The sequence below is a fragment of the Embleya sp. NPDC005971 genome (assembly GCF_040629175.1).
Classification (GTDB): Bacteria; Actinomycetota; Actinomycetes; order Streptomycetales; family Streptomycetaceae; genus Embleya.
The window spans coordinates 21,993-42,389 of sequence record NZ_JBEXUX010000059.1; the positions used below are offsets into that span (position 1 = coordinate 21,993).

The following is a 20,397-nucleotide window of genomic DNA, read 5'->3' on the forward strand; positions in this document are numbered from 1 at the left end:
GAGACCGCTACGCGGTCGGTTAGGGCGTCCCGGGCCGGCCGTCGCCGCGGCGCAACACCAGGGCCGCGTTGTGACCCATTAGGCCCCGACTGAGCACCAGGGCGGTGCGCAGTTCGGCGCTCCGGGCCCGGCCGGTGACCAGGTCCAGGTCGTGGCAGACGTCGAAGACGCCCGGCGTGGGCGGCAGTACGCCGTGTTCCATCGCCAGGATCGCGGCGGCGCAGTCCAACACCGGCGCGCCGCAGTAGGCGCGGCCGATGCCCGTCTTGGGGGCGGTCACCGGCACCCGGGCCGCGTGCCCGCCCAACGCGTCACTCAGGGCCAGTACTTCGGCCTGGTCGGCCTCGCGCACCCCGAGCGCGTCCGCGAAGACCACGTCGATGTCCTGCGGGGCACATTCGGCCTCGGCCAGCGCGTCGCGGATCGCCCGAGCCAGACCGTGCCGGGAAGGTCCCCAGCCCGAGGTCCCGGTGAACGTCGCGCCGTGTCCGACCACTTCGGCCCGGATCCGGGCGCCTCGTCGGTGCGCCGCCGCCGCCTCCTCGACGACGAACATCGCACCGCCCTCGGCGGGGGCGAACCCACACGCGTTCGCGGTGAACGGGAGGTACGCCTGCCCGGGTTCGCGAGCCAGGCTGAGCGCGTCGTAGCCGAGCTGGCAGACCATCGAGTACGGCGCCAGCGGGGCCTCCGCCGCGCCGACCACGACGGCGTCGGTGCCGCGTCGGATGGTGCGGGCCGCGTGCGCGAGCGCGTCCAGCCCACCCGCCTCGTCGTTGGCCAGCACCGCGCACGGCCCCTTGAAACCGCCGCGGATGGAGATCTGGCCGGTGGTGGCGGCGTAGAACCAGGCGATCGACTGGTAGGGCCCGACGAAGCCGGGGCCTTGACCCCACAGGTTCTGCAGCTCGCGCTGGCCGAATTCGCCGCCGCCGGAGCAGCTCGCGGTGGTCACCCCGACGCCGAAGGTGGGCATCGGGCCGAGCGCGGCGTCGGCCAGTGCCTGATCCGCGGCGACCATCGCGAAGTGCGTGAAGCGGTCGGTCTGGACCAGGAAGCGCTCCTCGACCACGGCGGCGGGGTCGAACTCGCGCACTTCGCCGGCGACCGCCAACGGCAGGTCCGCGCACCCTTCGCGGGTGATCCGGTCCAGCACGCACCGGCCCTCGCGGGTGGCCTTCCAGAACACGTCGGGGCCGATGCCGTTGGGCGCGACGACGCCGACACCCGTCACCACCGTGCGTCTGGGTGCGGAGTTTTTCACCGGGGTCTCCTTTCCCGGCGGTCCAGCACCACGGCGGACTGGAAGCCGCCGAACCCGCTGCCCACCGACAGCACCGTCTTCAGTGCCATCGGCCGGGCCGTCCCCGGCACGTAGTCGAGGTCGCACTCCGGGTCCGGGGTCTGGTAGTTCGCCGTGGGCGGCACCGCCTTGTGTTCCATCGCCAGGGCGCACGCCGCCAGTTCGATCGCACCGATCGCGCCGAGCGAGTGGCCCACCATGGACTTGATCGAACTCATCGGCGTCCGGTACGCGTGCTCGCCCAGCGAACGCTTGACCGCCGCCGTCTCGTGGCGGTCGTTCTGCTTGGTGCCCGAGCCGTGCGCGTTGACGTAGTCGATCCCGGTCGGGTCGACCTGTGCGTCGGCCAGTGCACGGTCGATCGCCTCGGACATCTCCAAGCCCTCCCGGGTCAGGCCGGTCATGTGGTGCGCGTTGCCCCGGGTGGCGAAGCCGCCGACCTCGCAGTAGACATGGGCACCGCGGCGCCGGGCGTGTTCGAGTTCCTCCAGCACGAGCACGGCGGCGCCCTCGCCCAACACGAAGCCGTCCCGGTCCGCGTCGAACGGCCGGGACGCGTGCGCCGGGTCGTCGTTGCGGGTCGAGGTCGCCTTGATCGCGTCGAAGCAGGCGACCGTGATCGGCGAGATCGGCGAGTCCGAGGCACCGGCCAGGTAGACGTCCGCCCGACCCTCCTCGATCGCGTGTGCGGCATACCCGATCGCGTCGAGGCCGGACGTACAACCGGTGGACACCGTCTGCACCGGGCCGCGCGCGTCGAACTCCTCGGCCACCTCGGAGGCCAGCGTGCTCGGGGAGAACGCCCGGTGCAGGAACGGGTCGGCCCGCTTGGGGTCCACCGCCCAGTCGCGGCCCCGGTCGCTGACCGCGATGTAGTCGTGTTCGAGCCGGGTGGTGCCACCCACGGCGGTACCGAGCGAGACGCCGATCCGCCAGGGATCCTCCGCGTCCCGGTCCAGACCGCAGTCGCCGATCGCCTCGGCCGCCGCCGCGAGCGCGAACTGCACGTAGCGGTCCGCGCGTTCGGCCCGGGCCCGGTCTACACCGCACGCGATCGGGTCGAAATCGCATTCGGCGGCGATCCGGGAACGGAAGCCGGTGGGGTCGAAGAAGGTGATGCCTCGGGTCGCCGTACGGCCGGCCATCAGCATGTCCCAGAACGCGGTGACACCCACGCCGCCGGGCGCCACGACGCCGACGCCGGTGACCGCCACCCGGCGCCTCAAGAGTCGACGCCCACGGTCTCGGCGGGCTCGATCCCCTCGGTGTCGACGTGCCCCAGTTCCGGCCGGGGCGCCAACGGGGCGATTTGGAAGACCATCCGCGCCTGCGCCCGACCGACGTTGCGGAATCGGTGCCGCATGTTCTTGGGCACCATCAGGCCCTGGTCGGGCCGGAGTTCGTAGGTGACGCCGTCCAGGTCGACTTCCAGCTCCCCGGTGACGACGTGGATGAACTCCTCGGAGTACGGGTGGTAGTGCTCGGTGATCATCTCGCCGGGCTCGATGATCGCCAGGCCCATGAAGCCGCTGGTGCATCCCACCGTCGCCGGGCCGAGCGTGACGCGCAGTTCACCGCCCCGACGCCGATTGGGCTCGACCTCGTCGACGTTGACGATGCGTACGGTCTGCGTGGTCATGTGTGCCACCTCCAAGTGGCGGGCGGCGCCCGCAGGCGCCGCCCGTGGGATCAGGCGTCGCGGTCGGCGCGACGGTCGGTGACGAGGGTGGTCTCGGCGGAGGCCAGCAGGTGCCGCAGGCCCTCGTCGGTATCCAGCGCACCGTCCTCGCCCACCGCTAGGAGCCGGCTCAACCGGGCCGCGGACTCCTTGCGGTCGATGCCCAGGATCAGCGCCGGGTCGTCCGGGTCGCCGCGCAGGTCGAGCACCCGGACCAGGATCTCGCCGCGCAGGAACACCGAACTGCTCGCGATCGGTCCGGATCCGGACCCGATCACCCGCTCGTCGTGGCGCTGGAGCACGGTGGCGGCGGATTCGCCACAACCGTGCCGGACCGGGTACAGCAGCGCGCGGCGCTGGGTCGACGCCTTCGCCGACTTTCCGGCCGGGGCCTCCAGGTGGTACGCCTCGGCCAGCGAGGAGCGCATGAAGAACGCCCGGGCGGCCTCCGAGTCGTTGAGGTCGCGGGCCTCCTCCAGGTGCGGGTTCAGCAGTTCCTCGGCGGCGCGTACCTGCGGCTGTTCGGCCACGTGCCGCAGCGCGGCCCGCAGGTCGCCCTCCACCTCGATCGCGCGCACCACCCGGTTGCCGAGCATGAACACCGACGTCCGGCGCAGCGACGTGGTGGCGTTCACCCGGGCCGCCGGGGACTTGTAGCCGGCCAGAATCCTGGCCACCTCGGCCTCGCTGCCCGGCTTGACGGTGAAGGTGAGCGCGCAGCGCACCACGCCGGGCGCCGCCGAGGCCCCGGCCCGCGCCTTCTCGCCCACGCCGGCCTTGGCCCGGTCGCCCACACCGGCCTTGACCTTGTCGCTCGTCCCGGACTTGGCCTTGGCCTTGCCGGGCGCACCCGCCTTCGCCTTCCCGCCCGCGCCCCCCTTGGTGATCACCGAGCCCGCCGCGTCCGCGCGCAGGTCGGTCTCCCGGGCCACCGCGAAGCGCAACGACCGGGTGCCGCGCACACAACCGTGCAGCGGCTGCACCATCACCTGATGCTCGGGGCTGTCCACCCAGGCCAGATATTGCGAACTGCCCTCCCACTCGCTGGTGATCAGCCACTGGGTCGGGTCCTCGATCGACTGGCACAACTGGTCGCGCAGGTGGCCCGGTACGGCGGCGACCTGGTGCCGGATGCGTTCGTAGGCTTCGAGGAAGCGCTGCTCCGACCCCTCGTGCAGCTCCAGCATGAGCAGTACCCGGAGCTTGGACGTGGTGTCGGCGGTGGGATTCGCCGAGGAGTGGACGAGGGTGTCCATGTCATTCCTTTGGTCTTGGGAATCGGCCTGTGTGGTGCCATCCGGCGTGGGCAACCCCGGGGGACCGGGCCACGCCGAAGCCGCCCGGCCTCGACTTCGAGCGTGGCGGCGAATCATCACTCTCTGCATCTTTTGAGGGCATATGAGTGACATTCGCCACGGCGAACGGCTCAGCGGAACTCAGCGGGAACAGGAGCACACCGACGGACAGGGCCCGCACCGCGAGCTCACAGGTCCGTAGTACTCGCCAATGCAGGAGAACTGATGAATCCCGAGATCGAACACCGGGTACCGGTCCTGGTCGTGGGCGGCTCGCTGGTCGGGCTGTCCACGTCCGTCTTCCTGGGCCGGCTGGGCGTGCCGCACCTGGTGGTGGAACGGCACGCCGACACCTCGAGACACCCCCGCGGGCGTGGGAACAACGTGCGCACGATGGAGGTGTTCCGGACCGCGGGGGTCGAGGAACGAGTGCGTGCCGCGTCCGCCGTACTGGCCGACAACCACGGCATCCTGCAGGCGGACACGATCGCCGGGGACCGTCAGGAGTGGCTGTTCAAGGAGATCGACCCCGGTGGTGGTCTGGCCAGGTTCAGTCCGAGTTCGTGGTGCCTGTGCAGCCAGAACGATCTGGAGCCGGTGCTGGCCGACTATGCCCGCGAACTCGGCGGCGACCTGCGTTTCGGCACCGAACTCGTGTCCTTCGAGCAGGACGACGACGGCATCACCGCGATCGTTCGGACCAGGGCGAACGGGCGGCAACAGACCGTACGGGCGGACTACCTGGTCGCCGCGGACGGGCCGCGCAGTCCGGTGCGCGAGCGACTGGGCATCGCGGTGTCCGGTCCGGGCGACCTCTTCCACAACGTGAGCGTCACCTTCACCTCCCGCCGGTTGGCCGAGTTCGTCGGCGAACGGCGGTTCATCGTCTGCTATCTGACGAACTCCCAGGGCGAGGGCGCGCTGTTGCCGGTGGACAACCGGGATCACTGGGTCTTCCACCTGCCATGGCACCCCGAACGGGGCGAGCCGATCGAGGCGTTCACCGATGAGCGCTGTGTCGAGCACATCCGGGCCGCCGCGGGTGTCCCGGATCTGGATGTGGAGATCACCGGAAAGGCGCCGTGGCACGCAGCCGAGCGGGTCGCCGAACGCTACCGCGTCGGCCGGGTGTTCCTGGCGGGCGACTCCGCGCACGAGATGTCGCCGACCGGGGCGTTCGGCTCCAACACCGGTATCCAGGACGCGCACAATCTGGCCTGGAAGCTCGCCGCCGTGCTGAACGGGCATGCGGGCACCGACCTGTTGCACACCTACGAGGCCGAGCGCCGACCGGTGGCCCGCGCCACCGCCGCGCGTGCGTCCTCCCGATCCGCCGAGCACAGCCACCCGGGGTACGCCGCTCCCCCGGTGGCCGGCGGCCGGCAACCCGGCGTGCTGGGAGTGGTGCTCGGCTACCGCTACGCGTCCGCGGCGGTGCTCGGCGTCGACCCGGAAGTGCCGGTGTTGCCCGAGCGGTTCCGCCCGCCCGCCGGCGAACCCGGCACCCGGGCCCCGCACCTGTGGTTGCACCGGGACGGCGTTCGGCTGTCCACCCTGGATCTGTACGAGACCTCACCGGTGTTGCTGGTCGGTGCCGGTGCGGCGGGCGAGGCGTGGCAGCGGGCCGCGCGGGCGGCGAGCCGGCTGCTCGAGGTGCCCCTGACGATCCACCGGGTGGGCACCGAGGCGGAGTCGGCCTCGGTGGACCTGGTCACCGCGTCGGACGTGGACTGGGCGGAGTTGCACGGGGTCACCGACGAGGGGGCGGTGCTGATCCGTCCGGACGGGTTCGTCGCGTGGCGGGTGCCGGCCGTCGAGCTGGATCCGGAGCAGGCGATGCTGATCGTGCTGCGTACGGTGGCGTGCCGGGCCGAGTCGGACGCCGAGGTGGACGCCGCGATCGACGCCGAAGTGGACGCCGGGGTGGGTGTCGAAGTCGACCGCTGAGCACCGGAACGAACGGCCGGCCCCGGAGCGGACTCCGGGGCCGGCCGTTCGGTGTGCGTGTGCGGTCTACGTCGGCGGCAACAGGTGTGCGAACACCACCACGTTGTCCTTGTAGTCCTTGGCCTTCTTGTCGTAGACGCCACCGCAGGTGATCAGGCGAAGCTGGGCGTCCGTCGTCTTGCCGTAGACCCGCTCGTCGGGGAACGCGTCCTTGGGGAACGCCTCGACGGAGTCCACCGCGAACCGAGCCACGCTGCCGTCCGCCCGGGCGATCTCCACCGTGTCGCCGGGCTTGAGGCTGCCGAGCCCCCAGAACACCGCCGGGCCCATCATCGTGTCCACGTGGCCGAGCACGATCGCGTTGCCGCGAGCGCCCGGGGTGACCCCGTCCGCGTACCAGCCGGCCAGATTGCGATCCGCCGCCGGCGGCACCTCCAGCACGCCGGAGCCGTTCAGGTTCAACCCGATGAACGGCGCGTCCACCTTGATGGTGGGAATCTTGATCCGCACCGGTGGCGAGCGCCGCATCGCCGGCGACCCGGCGGAGCTCGCGCTCGGGCTCGCCGAGGACGCGGCGGTCGGCGGGGCGCTCGGTTGGGCGGCGGCGGGCATCGGTTGGGGTGGTGGCCCGGAGTCGGTGGTCAGGTCGTGCTTGATCATCAGGACGCCCAGCAGGACGGCCGTGGCCGCGATCAGCATCAGCTTGCCCGCGCTGACGCGGCGCGGCGCGGGGGGCTCGGACTTGTCCGTGGGCGGTGCCGGGTCTTGCAAGGCGGTGCCTTTCTCCTGGGCTGCGGACGCTCCTGGGCTGCGGCTCGCGATGCCGCGCCGACAACGACGTCGCCGTGGCCACCGCCCCGGTGAAGGGCGGTGGCCACGGCTCGTGTTGCCTGGGCGAGGACGGATCAGGCCGTGGCCGCCGCACCGGGGCGACGACGCAGGGCGTATACGCCCAGGCCGATGCCGCCGGCGATCAGGGCCGCGCCGGTGCCGAGCGCCGCGCCGTCGTCGAGGAAGGCGCCACCGATGCCGGTGTGCACGCCGCCGTGCGGGCTCTTGTGGTCCTTCCAGGACTTCTCGTGCGAGGAACCTTCGTTACCCTTGCTCTCGGTGCTCTTGCCTTCCTTGCCCTTGCTTTCGCCACCCTTGTCCGAGCTCTCGCTGTGCTCGGAATCCTTCTCGGGCGTCCACTTCGACTCGCCGGACCAGGACTTCTCCGACGCACCGTTTTCCGGAGCCGCCGGCCCGGAATCCGGCTTCACCGGCGCCGGAGCGTCGGCGTAGGCGGACGGAACCGCCAGGGTCAGGGCGGCGAAGCCGAGGGCGGTACCGGCGACAAGAGCGCGTGCACGACGCATCGTGATATTCCTTCCGGACGCTTCGCGAACTGCCGACGGACGTCGGCACACGGGGATCGGCGAGGCGCCTTAATCACCATCGAACGGCCCGTGCCGACCCGCGACCGGCATGACTGCATTCGAGGTCCGCCCATGGGCCTGTCGGATGGAAATCGCGGCGTGCTTCACTCGCCGGGAGCAGCCCGATGTTTGGCACAGGGTCATGGAATGTCACTTTAAGTAGCTTTGCCGACGCCGGCGGGGCTCCCGAGTGGGGGTGCTAGGCCGGAACCGTGCACTCGAACATGTGCAGCGACGGGTTCACCGCGCGCACGTCCCGGCCGCGCAGGCCCGCCTGTTCGATCAGGGTCAGCAGGCTGTCCGTGGTGTGCTTGCGGCCGCCGACGTTGAGCAGCAACAGCAGGTCCATCGCGGCGGTGAATCGCATCGAGGCCGTCTCGTCGACCAGGTTCTCGATGATCACGACCCGGGCGCCCGGCGCGGCCGTCGCCACGATGTTGCGCAGGGTGCGCAGGGTGCTGTCGTCGTCCCATTCCAGGATGTTCTTGACGATGTACAGGTCGGCTCGGACCGGGATGTCCACCCGGCAGTCGCCGCCCACCAGGGTCGCCCTGGGCGCGAGTTCGCCGCCGTCGCGCAGTCTGGGGTCGGCCGCGGCGACCACGCCGGGCAGGTCGAGCAGGGTGCCGCGCAGGGTCGGGTTGCGCTCCAGCAGGGTGGCCAGCACCAGTCCCTGGCCGCCGCCGATGTCGGCGACGCTGTCGATGCCGGTCAGGTCGAGCACCGCGGTGACGTCCTGCGCGGACTGCCGGCTGGACTGGGTCATCGCCCGGTCGAAGGCGGCGGCCGATTCCGGCGCGTCCTCGTGCAGGTAGTCGAAGAACTGCTTGCCGTGCAGGCCCGGGAAGACACTCTTGCCGGTCCGCACCGCCTCGTCCAGGCGCGGCCACACCTCCCACGTCCACGGCTCGGTCGTCCACAGCGCGACGTCGCGCATGCTGCGCGGCGCGTCGGCCCGCAGCAGTCGGGACTCCTCGGTGTGCGTGTACCGGCCGTCCGGCTCCTCGGCGAAGATGCCCTGGCAGGCCAACGCGCGCAGCAGTCGGTGCAGCGCGCCGGGGTGGGCGGACACCGCCCTCGCCAACTCGTCCACGGTCGCCGGGCCCTCGCCCAGCGCGTCCGGAAGCCCCAGGCGCAGGGCGGCGCGCACCGCGGCGGCGGACATCGCGCTGAACGCGAGTTCGCGCAGCCGGGTGGCCGCCTGCGGGGCACGGGTGACGTCGGTATCGGTCATGCTGATCGCCTCTCAACCGGTGGACCATCCGGGGCCGGGCCGGCGGAACTCGACCGCAACGACCCGCGCACCGACGTCCCGGCGGTCCGCGCCGGGGCTGGAACGACTGTGACCCACAGTCGCCGACCCACCGCCGAGGCGCGGCCGGTTCGGACGAAGACGCGCCCACGACTCATCCGAATGGCCGCAGACCCACACCCCGGGCGTCCGCTACGAGGCGCTGCCCCGCCCGGGCCGTGGTCGGGCCCGCTCGGCCGGGCTCAGGGCACTTCCTTGAGGGCCAGGAGGAGTTCGCGGGCGGTGAGGGCGGCCTGGAGTTGCAGGGTGACCTCGGGGTCGAGGGGGTTGGCGCCGAGGAGTTCGCGGATCTGGCCGATCCGGTAGCCGACCGAGTTGCGGTGCAGGTGCAACAGTTCGGCGACCGCGGCGCGGCTGCCGTTGGTGGCCAGCCACGCGCTGAGGGTGGCCACCCATTCCTCGCGTTCCAGGATCGGCCCCAGGTGCTGGTCCACGAACGCCTGGAGTCGGGCCGGCGGCACACCGAACAACAACTGGGCCAGGCCCAGCGAGGAGAACATCAACTGCACCTCGCCGGGTCGCCGGCGCAGCAGGCCGAGCACCGTCTCGGCGTCGTGGAACGAGCGTGCGGTGCCGCGCGGGTCGCTGACCGTGGGCCCGGCGGCGGCCAGCACCGGAACGTCGCCGACCATGCCCTGAAGGCGGATCCGGATCCGGCTGATCTCCCGCTCGACGTTGCCGGAGAGCACCGCGAGGCCCAATTCGCCCTCCTGGCGCACCGGCATCTCCAGCCAGGACAGCGCGGTGGTCCAGGTGCGCTGGTTGGGCCCGGCGTAGGCGAACACCACGGCGGAGTGCGGGCGGTCCAGGTACAGTCCGAAGCGCGCGGCGGTCCGGGTCACGTCGGCGAGGTTGCGCAGCGCGCCGTAGCGCAGTTCGTCGATCAGCCGGCCGGCCGTCTCGGCGGTCGCGGTGGCCACCGCGTCCCGCCGGATCGCCTCGATCGCCACCGCCGTGACCGCGGCCCGCAGCAGCGGTTCGTCGTCGGCGGCGCCGTCCGGTTCGCCCAACAGCAGCAGTCCGACCCGGCGTTGCGCCACCCGGACGGCCAGTGCCGAGGCCGGCCAGCCCTCGTCGCAGGTGACCTCGACCACCTTGTCCTCGACGAACACGTGGGCGACGGCGACCGGGGTCATCGACTCGGTGCCGTCGTCGGTGGCGGCGAGCACTCCGCCGTGCACGCCCACCAGTCGGGCGGTCCTACCGGTGCGTTGGGCCAGGGCGCGCAGGATGGCGAGCCAGCCGTCGCCGGACAGGGCCAGCACGTTCAGCTCCCGCTCGAACGCCTCTGCCCGGTCCGCCACGGGGGTCCGGTGTGCCGTGACTTCTGCCTTGTCGATCATGGATTTCCGCACCTTAGCCGGTCGTTGTTACGCGGAACAGATACTTCGATCGGTCACTTCCCGTTACGTCTTTCGTGGGGCAGGATGCGCCCATGCGAGCCTTCGACCTCGCGGCCGGTGCAAAGGCCGCTGCCCAGGCGGCGGTGCACGCCGCCGCCCCGGATCTGGTTGCACTCAGTCACCGCCTGCACGCCCACCCCGAGCTCGGCTTCGCCGAGGAAAGGGCCTGCGGTTGGCTGGGCGAACAGTTGACCGAACACGGCTTCACCGTCACCCCCGGGGTCTGTGAGCTGCCGACCGCCTTCGTCGCCGAACGCGGCAGCGGACCGCTGGTGCTCGGGATCTGCGCGGAGTACGACGCGCTGCCGGGCATCGGGCACGCGTGTGGGCACAACGTGATCGCCTCCGCCGCGACCACCGCCGCGCTCGCGCTCGGCGCGCTGGCCGACGACCTCGGCATCACCGTACGCGTGCTGGGCACGCCCGCCGAGGAGAACGGCGGCGGCAAGGTGTTGATGCTGGAGCGCGGCGCGTTCGCCGGGGTGCACGCGGCGATGATGGTGCATCCCTCGCCGCGCGAGCGGCTGGACCCGACGTGCCTGGCCCGCGCGCAACTGCACGTCGAGTACGACGGGCGGGCCGCGCACGCCTCCGCGTGTCCCGAGGACGGCGTCAACGCCGCCGACGCGCTGACCGTGGCCCAGGTGGCGATCGGGCTGCTGCGCCAGCACATGACGCCGGATCAGCGGGTGCACGGGATCACCACGACCGGCGGGCAGGTGCCGAACGTGATCCCCGAGCACACCGAGGCCGCCTATTACGTACGGGCCGCGACGCTTGCCGGGCTGACCGACCTGGAGGCGCGGGTGCGCGAGTGTTTCCAGGCGGGCGCGGTGGCCACCCGGTCGCGGTTGACCATCTCCTCGACCTCGCCCGCGTACTCGGAGTTCCGGCACGACGGCGACCTGCTGGCCGCGTACGAGCGCAATGCGCTGACTGTCGGGCGGGAGTTCCCGCCGGTGACCGCGGCCGACGATCGGCAGGCGGGCTCGACCGACATGGCGAACGTGTCGCTGGCGATTCCGTCCATCCAGCCGCTGGTGTCGATCGACTCGGGCAGTGCCGGGCTCCATCAGGCCGAGTTCGCCGCCTACGCGGTGCGGCCGGCGGCGGATCGGGCGCTGCTGGACGGTGGGCTGGCGATGGCCTGGACGGCTGTGGACGCGGCGCTGGACCAGGGCCTGCGCGAGCGGCTGTTGGCGGGCGCGCCGGCCGGGGGCTGACCCGCCGATGGGCTCCGGGGCGATCGCCCCGGAGCCCATCGGTCCGCTTCGGCTCGGCACCCGCGCTCACGCGTCGGCGACGGTCACCGGCAGGGCCTCGAGGTACGCCTCGGCGTTGCGGCGGGTCTCGGCCACGCTGTCCCCGCCGAACTTCTCCAGTACCGCGTCGGCGAGGACCAGCGCCACCATCGCCTCGGCGACCACGCCGGTCGCGGGCACCGAGCACACGTCGCTGCGTTGCGCGATCGCCTTGGCCGGATCGCCGGTGCGCACGTCGAAGGTGGCCAGTGCCCGGGACAGGGTGGAGATCGGCTTCATCGCGGCGCGCACCCGCAGGAGTTCGCCGGAGGTCATGCCGCCCTCGATGCCGCCCGCGCGACCGGTCTCGCGGCGCACCCGGGCGGGACCGGGCCGGCCGGGGGCGACCGGGGTGATCTCGTCGTGGGCGACCGAGCCGCGTCGGGTCGCGGTGGTGAAGCCGTCGCCGACCTCGACCCCCTTGATCGCCTGGATGCCCATCAGCGCGGCGGCCAGGCGGGCGTCCAGACGTCGGTCCCAGTGCACGTGGCTGCCCAGGCCCGGCGGCAGTCCGTAGACCACCACCTCGACCACGCCGCCGAGTGTGTCGGCGTCCTTGTGCGCGGCCTCGATCTCGGCGTTCATCGCGGCAGCGGTGTCCGGGTCGACGCAGCGCACCGGGTCGGCGTCGATCGCGTCCCCGCTGCCGGGTTCGGGGACCAGGGCCTCGGGCAGCGCGACCGCGCCGATCCGGACCACGTGGCTGAGGATCTCCACGCCCAGCGTCTGGGCCAGGAACGCGCGGGCGACCTCGCCGATGGCCACCCGGGCCGCCGTCTCGCGGGCGCTGGCGCGCTCCAGCACGGGGCGGATGTCGTCGAAGCCGTACTTCTGCATGCCGGCCAGGTCCGCGTGGCCGGGCCTGGGTCGGGTCAGCGCGGCGCCGCGGCCGCGGTCGGGGAGCCGGCCCGGTTCGTCGTAGCGCCGGCCGTCGGCGTCGGTGGGATCGGGGGCCATCACCTCGGCCCATTTGGCCCATTCGGTGTTGGCCACCCGCAGCGCGACCGGGCCACCCTGGGTCAGCCCGTGTCGCACCCCGCCGTTGAACTCGACCTCGTCGCGCTCGAAGCGCATCCGCGCCCCCCGACCGTTGCCGAGCCGGCGCCGAGCCAACGCGCGCGCCAGGTCGGCGGAGGACACCTCCACGCCGGCGGGCAGCCCCTCCAGGACGGCGGTGAGCGCGGGACCATGCGATTCACCTGCGGTGAGCCAACGCAACATGGGGGTCCTTCTTTCACGGATACGGATACGGATACGGATCGGTCGGGCGGGGCGGGCAGGTCGGGCGGCTCGGGCGGCGCGGGCAGGGCGGGTGGGGAGGCGGGCGGGGCGGGTCGCTCGGGCCTGAGCGGATGTTTCGACGGACCGGTGGGGAAACGGGCGGGCGGGACGGGTGACTCGGGCTGGGCGGGTGGCTCGACGGGCCGGTGGGGAGGCGGGTGGGTGGGGTCAGGTGAGGAGGAGGGCCAGGCCGACTGTGGTGCCGATCGCGACCACCAGGGTGCGGAGGGCCGGGGCCGGGATGTTGCGGCCGAGGAGGGCGCCGAGGCGGCCGCCGGCCACCGAGCCGAGGGCGAGCAACAGCACCGGGTACCAGGCGACTTCGGCGGTGATGGTGAACAGCACCGCGGCCACCAGGTTGACCAGGGCCTGGAGGAGGTTCTTGAGGCCGTTGAGCCGGTTCAGGTCCTCGTCCAGGAGCGTGGCGAGAAGGGCGAGCAGGAGTACGCCCTGTGCGGCGCCGAAGTAGCCGCCGTACACGCTGACCGTGAACACCGCCGAGAGCAGCGCCGCGCCGACACCGGTGCCGCCCTCGGGCGTCGCGCGTCGTTCGCGCCGTGCGCGCAGTCGTCGGGACAACCACGGTTGCGCCGCCATCAGGAGTGCGGCGAGCAGTACCAGTGCCGGGACCACGGCGCGGAACGCACCCGGCGGCAGGCCCAGCAGGAGCAGCCCGCCGCTCACCCCGCCGAGTACGGCGGCGACCGACAGCGGAAGCAACCGGGCGGACTGCGCGGCCAGTTCGCGTCGATAGCCGAGTGCACCGCTGATCGAGCCGGGGGTGAGCCCGATCGTGTTGGAGACGTTGGCCACCACCGGCGGATAACCCAGCGCGAGCAACACCGGAAAGGTCAGCAACGAGCCGGAGCCCACCACCGTGTTGACCGTGCCCGCGCCGAGGCCCGCCACGAGCACGAGCAGAGCCTCGGCGGGGTTCATGCCGAACTTCCGGGCAACAGCGTCACCTTGCCGAACGCGGCGCCGCTCGCCACCCGGCGGTGTGCGTGCGCGGCGTCCGCGAGCGGGTAGCTCGTGTCCGGGACCGGGATCAGCGCGCGATCGAGGCAGAAGTCGACCATCGTGGCGAAGTCCGCCGCCCCGCAGGAGCCCGCGCCCAGCAGGGTGACCCCGGTGTGGAAGGCGTGCGGCAGGTCGAAGGTCGCCGAAGTGCCGGTGGTGTCACCGCAGAAGACCAACCGGCCGCGCGGCCGCAACGCGTGCAGCGACGCCTGGAACAACGCCGGACCGACATGATCGAACACCAGGTCGACGCCGGCCCCGCCGGTCGCCGCCCGGGCCCGGGTCACCAGGTCCGAGGTGGCGGTGTCGATCAGCACGTCGGCACCCAGCTCGGCCATCCGGTCGAGTTTGGCCCGCGAACCGGAGGTGACCAGCACCCGTGCGCCCAGTGCCCGGGCCAGTTGCACCGCCGCGATGGTGATCCCGCTGCCCGCGCCGTGCACCATCAACGTCTCGCCGGCCCGCAACCCGCCGCGCACCACCAGGCCCTGCCAGGCCATGCCGTACGCGGTGGGCAGGCTCGCGGCAGCCACATGGTCCAGGGTCGCCGGGATCGCATGCGTGCGGTCGGCCGGTACCACCGTCAACTCGGCGTAGCCGCCCGGCCGGTTGCCGCCGACCACGCGCAACCCCGCGCACCACGCGTCGTCCCCCGACCGGCACCCGGCACAATGCCCGCAGTGCAGTGCCGGGTTGACCAACACCCGGTCGCCGACCCGACGTTGGTGCACTCCCGCACCCAGCGCGACGACGTCGCCCGCGACGTCCATGCCGGGCACGTGCGGGAGGCTGAAGTGGGGCAGCAGGCCGGGGCCGCGCCGCTGGAGCAGGTCGAGTCGGTTCACCGCCGCGGCGCGCACCGCGATCAGCACCTCGCCGGGGCCCGGTTCGGGATCGGGCAGGGACACCGGTTCCAGGATCTCGGGCCCGCCGTGGCCCCGGTGCAGGACGGCCCTCATACGATCCCCCGGACGAACGGCGCGCCCAGGGCCGCCGGTTGGCGGTGTGTCTTGGCCAGGAACATCATCGCGAGCAGCGCCAGCAGGTAGGGGGCGGCGATCAGCAGTTGGGAGTTCAGGTGCACGCCCAGCGCGGGCAGCGCGAGCCGCATCGCGTCGGCCGCGCCGAACACCAGACAACCGGCCATCGTGCCGCGCAGGGTCCAGCCGCCGAAGATCACCGCGGCGATCACCACGAAGCCTCGACCGGCGGTCATGTTCTGGTTGAACGCGCCGACTTCGCCGACCGCCAGGTAGGCGCCGCCGAGTCCGGCCAGCACACCGCACAAGAGCACGCTCTGCCGACGCCGGCGGCGTACGTCGATGCCGGTCACGTCGGCCGACTGGGGATTCTCCCCGGCGGCGCGCAGTTCCAGGCCGAACCGGCTGCGCTGGACCAGCCACCACACCAGCGGGATCAGCCCGACCAGCAGATAGGCCGGCCAGCGGTGGGCGAACAACACCGGGCCCAGCAGCGGCAGATCGGACAGTACGGGGATGTTCAGCGCGTCGACCTGGTGCCCGGTCAGGTCGACCGAGTCGAGCAGGAAGCTGGTCAGGCCGAGCACGAGCGCGTTCAGGGCCAACCCGACCACGTAGGTGTTGACCGACAGACGGTGGCTGAACTCGGCGTGCACGAACCCGATGACCAGCCCGGCGAGCATGCCGAAGACCAGGCCGAAGGACGCCGATCCGGTCAACGAGGCGCCCCACACGGCGTTGAACGCGCCACCGAGCATCATCGCCTCGACCGAGATGTTGATCGTGCCGGCCCGTTCGGCGATGTACTCGCCGCAGGCCGCGAAGGCCAGCGGCACGGTGAGTCGGACCGAACTGGCCAGGACCATGGCAAGGTCGTCGATCATGTCAACCTCCTGGTCTCAGGCGCCTGCGGTGCGCCGGCGGCGCACCTCGGCGTAGGCGGCGGGAAAGACCGTGGCCAGCACCAGGAGCGCGGTGACCACGGCGACGATGTAGCGCGGCACGCCGGTCGCGGACAGGAATCCGCCGCCCGCGCGCAGCGCCCCGAAGAACAGCGCGACGGGCACGGCCAGCATCGGCTTGTCCCGGGCCACCAGTGCCACCAACAGGCCGTCGAAGCCGACGTTGTCGGCGAAGCCGTCCTGCATGCGGTGGCCGCTGCCGGTGAGCATCACGCCGCCCGCGAGGCCGGCGAACGCGCCGGAGGCGAGCAGCGCGCCGCCGCCGATCAGCACCGCGCCGACGCCCGCCCGGTGTGCGGCCTTGGGGTTGAGGCCGAGCATCCGTATCCGGAAGCCGAGTCGGCTGCGGACCAGTACCACCGAGGTGCCCGCGGCGAGCGCGAGCGCGATGAAGATGCCCGCGCCGATGTTGAAGTCGGGGTATTCGCCGATCCGGGGCAGCCAGACCGACTCGGCCAGCATGTCCGTCTGCGACGTGGTGACCTGGCCGGCCACCGCCTTCTCGCGCAGCAGCGACGGCGAGTTGACCGCGTACGAGACGGCCTGGTTGGCGACGAAGATCAGCAGCAGGGTGCTGATCACCACCGCGACACCGCGCCAGTAGAAGAGCACGGCCGCGATCGCCGCCCACAGGGCGCCGCCGACGGCGGCGCCGAGCAGGGCCAGGATCAGCACCAGCGCGCCGGGGCCCGGGGTGAACAGGGCGATCGCGGCGCCCACGCTCGCGCCGACCAGGAGTTGGCCCTCCTGGCCGATGTTGAAGATGCCGGCGCGGGCGGCGATCACCGAACCGATCGCGACCAGGAGCAGCGGTGCGGCCTGGTCGATGCTCTGCCCGATGGCCGCGCCGTCGGCCAGGCTGCCGTCGTACATCGCGCGGGCCGCGTCCCAGGGGGACAGGCCGACCAGCGCGATCAGCAGACCGGCCAGGACCAGTGCGGTGGACAACGAGGCCGCGTACAGCAACGGGGTGCCCAGGTCGGCGACCCGGGGTCGGCGGCGCGGGTCGGCCGGCGGCACGGCGAGGGCCGGGGCGGGTTCGGATATCAGGGTCGGGGTCATGCCGCCTGACCTCCCATCAGCAGGCCCAGTCGTTCGGTGTCGACGTCGGCGCGGTCCATCTCGCCGACGACGGCGCCGCGGTGGATCACCGCGACACGGTGCGAGAGGGTGAGGATCTCGCCCAGTTCGGTGGACAGGAGCAGCACCGCGATGCCGGATCGGGCCGCGGCGTGCAATCGCTCGGTCATGTACTCGATCGCACCGATGTCCAGCCCCCGGGTGGGCTGCGCGGCGACCAGTACCTGCGGTTGGGCCGCCAGTTCGCGGGCCAACACCACCTTTTGCTGGTTGCCGCCGGACAGTTGCCGCATCGGGGTGTCCGGCGAGGGTGTGGCGATCTCGAATTCCTCGATCAACTGCCGTGCCCGGGCCGCCATCCGGCGCCGGCTGAGCAGTCCTCGGCTGGTCACCGAGGACAGGTCCGCGAGGAGCAGGTTCTCCGCGACGCTCATGTCCAGGACGCACCCGGACACGTGTCGGTCCTCGGGCACGATGCCGACCCCGGCGGCGTGCATCGCGCCGGGTCGTCCGGTGGCCACCGGCACGCCGCACACCTCGACCCGGCCGGTGCCGAGCGGGAGCAGGCTGGAGAGCAGATCGCCCAGCGCCGCCTGACCGTTGCCCTCGACGCCGGCCAGGCCCAGGATCTCGCCGGCGCGCACCTCCAGGGTCAGGCCGCGCAGCAGCGGGCGCCGGTCGAGGGTGCTCGCGTGCGCGTCGCTGATCCGCAGCCGGACCTCGCCGGCCGGCGGCCTGGGGTCCGGTGCGGGTGCGGCGGCCGGTTCGCGTACGTCCAGCAGCGCGGTGCCGCCGGTCGGTTCGCCGGTGCCGGGTTCGATCAGCGCGTCCAGTGCGCCGACCGCCGACGCGGCGGTCCACTTGGACAGTTCGCGGCCGACCATCTCCCGGGCCAGCGAGCGCACATCGGTGTCGGCGGTGGCCCGGCGGGCCACCACGCGCCCCTGGCGCATGATGGTGACCCGGTCGGTGGCGTGCACGATCTCGTCCAGCTTGTGGCTGATCAGGATCACCGCCCTGCCCTCGTCGGCGACCACCCGGCGCAGCACGGTGAACAGTTCGCGCGACTCCTCCAGGGTGAGCACCGAGGTGGGCTCGTCGAGGATGAGCACGCCGGGGTCCCGACGCAGGCACTTGACGATCTCCACGCGTTGGCGCTGGCCGGTGGACAGGTCCTCGACGCACGCGTCGGGGTCCACCTCCAGGCCGTAGCGCGCGCCGACCTCGCGGACCAGGGTCCGGGCCCGGTCCCGGTCCACCCGGCCCCGGTCGCCGAGCACCACGTTCTCCCACACGCTGAGCCGGTCCACCAGGCTGAAGTGCTGGTGCACCATCGAGATTCCGTGTGCGGCGGCGGCCGACGGGTCGGTGATCACGGCCGGTTCGCCGTGCAGCAGGATCCGCCCGGTGTCCGGCACGACCAGGCCGAGCAGGATCTTCATCAGGGTGCTCTTGCCCGCGCCGTTCTCGCCGAGCAGGCCGTGGATCTCGCCGGCCTGTACCCGCAGCGAGACGTCCTCGCAGGCCCGGACCGCGCCGAACCGCTTTCCGATGCCGAGCAGTTGCACGACGGGGACGGGGAGTACCGAGGGTGCGGGCGGGTGTTCGTCGCCCGTTCGAGGTCGCGCGGCGGGTGGGGTCACGGCGGTGTCACTTGCCTGCGGCGACGGCCTCATCGACCTTCACCTTCCCGCTGCCGATGTCCTGGATCAGTGCCTTGAGTTGCTGCTCCTGGTCGCCGGTGGGCTTGCAGAGCTTGACCGTGGGCACCGGGTCCTTGCCCAGGTGCCATTCGCGGGCCACGCCCATCCGCAGGGTGCCCTTCTTGAAGTCCTCCAGGGCGCCGGCGAAGTAGGCGCCGGGGCTGAAGATCACCGACACCGCGTACTGCGCGCCGGGCGTCGAGCAGCGGTCGGTGCCGGGGGTGAGCGCCGGGACGCCCTTCTCGTTGGCGAGTTGGGTGACCACGTCGGTGGCGCCGCCGAGGTAGGGGTAGATCACCTTGACGCCCTGGCTGATCTGCGCCTGGGCGGCCTCCTTGGCCTTGCCGGAGTCGTTGAAGTCGCCGGTGTAGGTCTGCACCATCTCGGCGTCCGGGACGACCTTCTTGATGCCGGCCTCGAACGCCTTGGCCACGTCCCGGGCGAACTGGAGGTCGGGGCCGGTGATGTAGCCGGCCTTCTTGCCGCCGTTCTCCTTGAGGATCAGGCCGGCCGCGTAACCGGCCACGTACAGCGACTCGTTGATGTAGTCGAGGGACTGGGTGAACTCGGGGGTCTGGGTCACGCCCTGGCCGCCGCTGATGTACCAGGCGATACCCTTGCACTGCGGTTCCTTGGCCGCGCTGAGCGCGTCCTTGAGCTCGCTGGCGCCGATCGCGATCATGTCGACCTTCTGCCGACACAGGTTGCGGGCCTGCTGGACGGCGTTGGCCGGGTTGATCTTGTCGACCACGACGAGCTTCCAGCCGTTGGCGTCGGCATAGCCGTTCGCCTCGTCGACGAAGCTTTGGTAGTAGCCCTTGTCCTTGGTGTCGCCGGGGCTCATCACCCCGATGACGACCTTGTTGTCCTTGTTGACGTCGGGCTCGTTGGCGGGGAGGGTGCCGGCGCCGGGCGCACCGGCCGAGGCGGGCGCCGCGGCGGGGCTCGACGAGGAGGAGGAGCCACCGCCACAGGCGGTGACCAGCAGTCCCGGTATGATGACCGAGGCCGCGATGACTCGAACCATGTTCTTCATCGGAAGGTCTCCAGACGAATCAGGGCGCGTTGGTTCGACACGGACCGACGGGTGCGCGGCACCCCGGACGGGCACGGTGGGCGTGCCGGGTTCGGGGGTGAAGTGTCGCGGCCGGGGTGGGAGTCGGTCCGGCGGTGGGACCCGTTCCGGTGGCGCGGGAATGTCCGGCCCGGAAGCGGATGGGGGTCGGTGCGCGACGCCTGCGGCGCGCGCGACCGTCCGACAGTGGTGCGGAGTTGCCCGGGTGCGACCCCCGGGTGAGGCGGGTCGCGGGTGGTGCGTGGGTCAGCCGTTGCGGTATTCGTCGCGCGGCGGGGTGAAGATGTCCAGAATCCAGGTCTCGCCGTGCTCGGGGTCGCCGATGAACAGGCTGTCCCCGTGGTCGCAGCCCTTGGGCGCCCAGTAGACGTCACCCGGGCCGAGCACCCGGCGTTCGTCCGAGTCGATGCGAAAGTCCAGCTTGCCCTTGAGCACCATGCCGTACTGCTCGTGCTCGGGATGGTCGTCGTAGGGAGTGGGGCCGCAACCCTCGCGGATCCGCCACAGGGTCAACATCATCTCGTCGCCGGTGTAGACGCGGCGCCGAAATCCCGGCTTGACCTCGACGAACTCGCTGTCGTCGAAGGTCCATACGCGTTGTATGTCGCTCATGTCACGGCCGTCCTCTCCGGTTGATGC

Annotated in this window: 18 protein-coding genes; 2 read left to right on the top strand and 16 right to left on the bottom strand. The window is 72.0% G+C overall.

What is annotated here, in order from left to right; genetic code table 11:
- Positions 1-19: 19 nt before the first annotated feature.
- Genes ABZ374_RS36790 through ABZ374_RS36805 form a run of 4 tightly spaced genes read right to left on the bottom strand, consistent with a single transcriptional unit; the run spans position 20 to position 4,237 of the window.
- Positions 20-1,264 carry a beta-ketoacyl synthase N-terminal-like domain-containing protein gene (locus ABZ374_RS36790; RefSeq protein ID WP_360319759.1) on the bottom strand — a complete coding sequence of 415 codons (1,245 nt, stop codon included), beginning with the start codon at positions 1,262-1,264 and terminating at the stop codon, positions 20-22.
- Positions 1,261-2,529 carry a beta-ketoacyl-[acyl-carrier-protein] synthase family protein gene (locus tag ABZ374_RS36795; protein WP_360319761.1) on the bottom strand — a complete coding sequence of 423 codons (1,269 nt, stop codon included), beginning with the start codon at positions 2,527-2,529 and terminating at the stop codon, positions 1,261-1,263. Before ABZ374_RS36795 ends, ABZ374_RS36790 begins: the two co-directional genes overlap by 4 nt.
- Positions 2,526-2,942 carry a cupin domain-containing protein gene (locus ABZ374_RS36800; RefSeq protein WP_360319763.1) on the bottom strand — a complete coding sequence of 139 codons (417 nt, stop codon included), beginning with the start codon at positions 2,940-2,942 and terminating at the stop codon, positions 2,526-2,528. The genes ABZ374_RS36795 and ABZ374_RS36800 overlap by 4 nt, the downstream gene beginning before the upstream one ends.
- A gap of 50 nt (positions 2,943-2,992) precedes the next feature.
- Entirely contained in the window at positions 2,993-4,237 is a 1,245-nt protein-coding gene (locus tag ABZ374_RS36805; RefSeq protein WP_360319765.1) for a SchA/CurD-like domain-containing protein, read from the bottom strand.
- 264 nt (positions 4,238-4,501) lie between these two features.
- Here ABZ374_RS36805 and ABZ374_RS36810 point away from each other — a divergent pair, with 264 nt between their 5' ends.
- Complete coding sequence (locus ABZ374_RS36810; protein ID WP_360319767.1) at positions 4,502-6,223, top strand: FAD-dependent monooxygenase; 1,722 nt, start codon at positions 4,502-4,504, stop codon at positions 6,221-6,223.
- Between the two features lie 66 nt (positions 6,224-6,289).
- Here the strand turns inward: ABZ374_RS36810 and ABZ374_RS36815 are convergent, their stop codons facing one another.
- The 4 genes from ABZ374_RS36815 to ABZ374_RS36830 form a co-directional block, all read right to left on the bottom strand.
- The gene (locus tag ABZ374_RS36815) at positions 6,290-6,994 is read right to left on the bottom strand and encodes a class F sortase (protein ID WP_360319769.1); all 705 of its coding nucleotides are present in this window, start codon (positions 6,992-6,994) and stop codon (positions 6,290-6,292) included.
- A gap of 134 nt (positions 6,995-7,128) precedes the next feature.
- On the bottom strand, positions 7,129-7,581 hold the full coding sequence (locus tag ABZ374_RS36820) for a hypothetical protein (protein WP_360319771.1): 453 nt from the start codon (positions 7,579-7,581) through the stop codon (positions 7,129-7,131).
- 259 nt (positions 7,582-7,840) lie between these two features.
- On the bottom strand, positions 7,841-8,875 hold the full coding sequence (locus ABZ374_RS36825) for a methyltransferase (RefSeq protein WP_360319773.1): 1,035 nt from the start codon (positions 8,873-8,875) through the stop codon (positions 7,841-7,843).
- A 260-nt stretch (positions 8,876-9,135) separates the two neighbouring features.
- Positions 9,136-10,296, bottom strand: coding sequence for a helix-turn-helix domain-containing protein (locus ABZ374_RS36830; protein ID WP_360319775.1), 1,161 nt, complete (start codon positions 10,294-10,296; stop codon positions 9,136-9,138).
- Positions 10,297-10,388: 92 nt separating this feature from the next.
- Here ABZ374_RS36830 and ABZ374_RS36835 point away from each other — a divergent pair, with 92 nt between their 5' ends.
- Complete coding sequence (locus ABZ374_RS36835) at positions 10,389-11,579, top strand: M20 family metallopeptidase (RefSeq protein WP_360319777.1); 1,191 nt, start codon at positions 10,389-10,391, stop codon at positions 11,577-11,579.
- A 66-nt stretch (positions 11,580-11,645) separates the two neighbouring features.
- Here ABZ374_RS36835 and aroC read toward each other — a convergent pair whose 3' ends face one another.
- From aroC to ABZ374_RS36875, 8 genes are all read right to left on the bottom strand, one after another.
- Positions 11,646-12,878: a chorismate synthase gene (gene aroC, locus ABZ374_RS36840; protein WP_360319779.1), complete on the bottom strand. Its 1,233-nt coding sequence runs from the start codon at positions 12,876-12,878 to the stop codon at positions 11,646-11,648.
- Between the two features lie 228 nt (positions 12,879-13,106).
- On the bottom strand, positions 13,107-13,877 hold the full coding sequence (locus ABZ374_RS36845; RefSeq protein WP_360319781.1) for a sulfite exporter TauE/SafE family protein: 771 nt from the start codon (positions 13,875-13,877) through the stop codon (positions 13,107-13,109).
- The gene (locus tag ABZ374_RS36850) at positions 13,874-14,917 is read right to left on the bottom strand and encodes a zinc-binding dehydrogenase (protein WP_360319783.1); all 1,044 of its coding nucleotides are present in this window, start codon (positions 14,915-14,917) and stop codon (positions 13,874-13,876) included. Before ABZ374_RS36850 ends, ABZ374_RS36845 begins: the two co-directional genes overlap by 4 nt.
- Positions 14,914-15,822, bottom strand: coding sequence for an ABC transporter permease (locus ABZ374_RS36855; RefSeq protein WP_360319785.1), 909 nt, complete (start codon positions 15,820-15,822; stop codon positions 14,914-14,916). The genes ABZ374_RS36850 and ABZ374_RS36855 overlap by 4 nt, the downstream gene beginning before the upstream one ends.
- A 15-nt stretch (positions 15,823-15,837) precedes the next feature.
- Complete coding sequence (locus ABZ374_RS36860; protein ID WP_360319787.1) at positions 15,838-16,962, bottom strand: ABC transporter permease; 1,125 nt, start codon at positions 16,960-16,962, stop codon at positions 15,838-15,840.
- Positions 16,959-18,656 (bottom strand): ABC transporter ATP-binding protein, encoded by a 1,698-nt coding sequence (locus tag ABZ374_RS36865; RefSeq protein WP_360319789.1) that lies wholly within the window; start codon positions 18,654-18,656, stop codon positions 16,959-16,961. The genes ABZ374_RS36860 and ABZ374_RS36865 overlap by 4 nt, the downstream gene beginning before the upstream one ends.
- Positions 18,631-19,710 (bottom strand): BMP family ABC transporter substrate-binding protein, encoded by a 1,080-nt coding sequence (locus tag ABZ374_RS36870; RefSeq protein WP_360319791.1) that lies wholly within the window; start codon positions 19,708-19,710, stop codon positions 18,631-18,633. The genes ABZ374_RS36865 and ABZ374_RS36870 overlap by 26 nt, the downstream gene beginning before the upstream one ends.
- Positions 19,711-20,004: 294 nt before the next feature.
- The gene (locus tag ABZ374_RS36875) at positions 20,005-20,370 is read right to left on the bottom strand and encodes a cupin domain-containing protein (RefSeq protein WP_360319793.1); all 366 of its coding nucleotides are present in this window, start codon (positions 20,368-20,370) and stop codon (positions 20,005-20,007) included.
- Positions 20,371-20,397 lie beyond the last annotated feature (27 nt).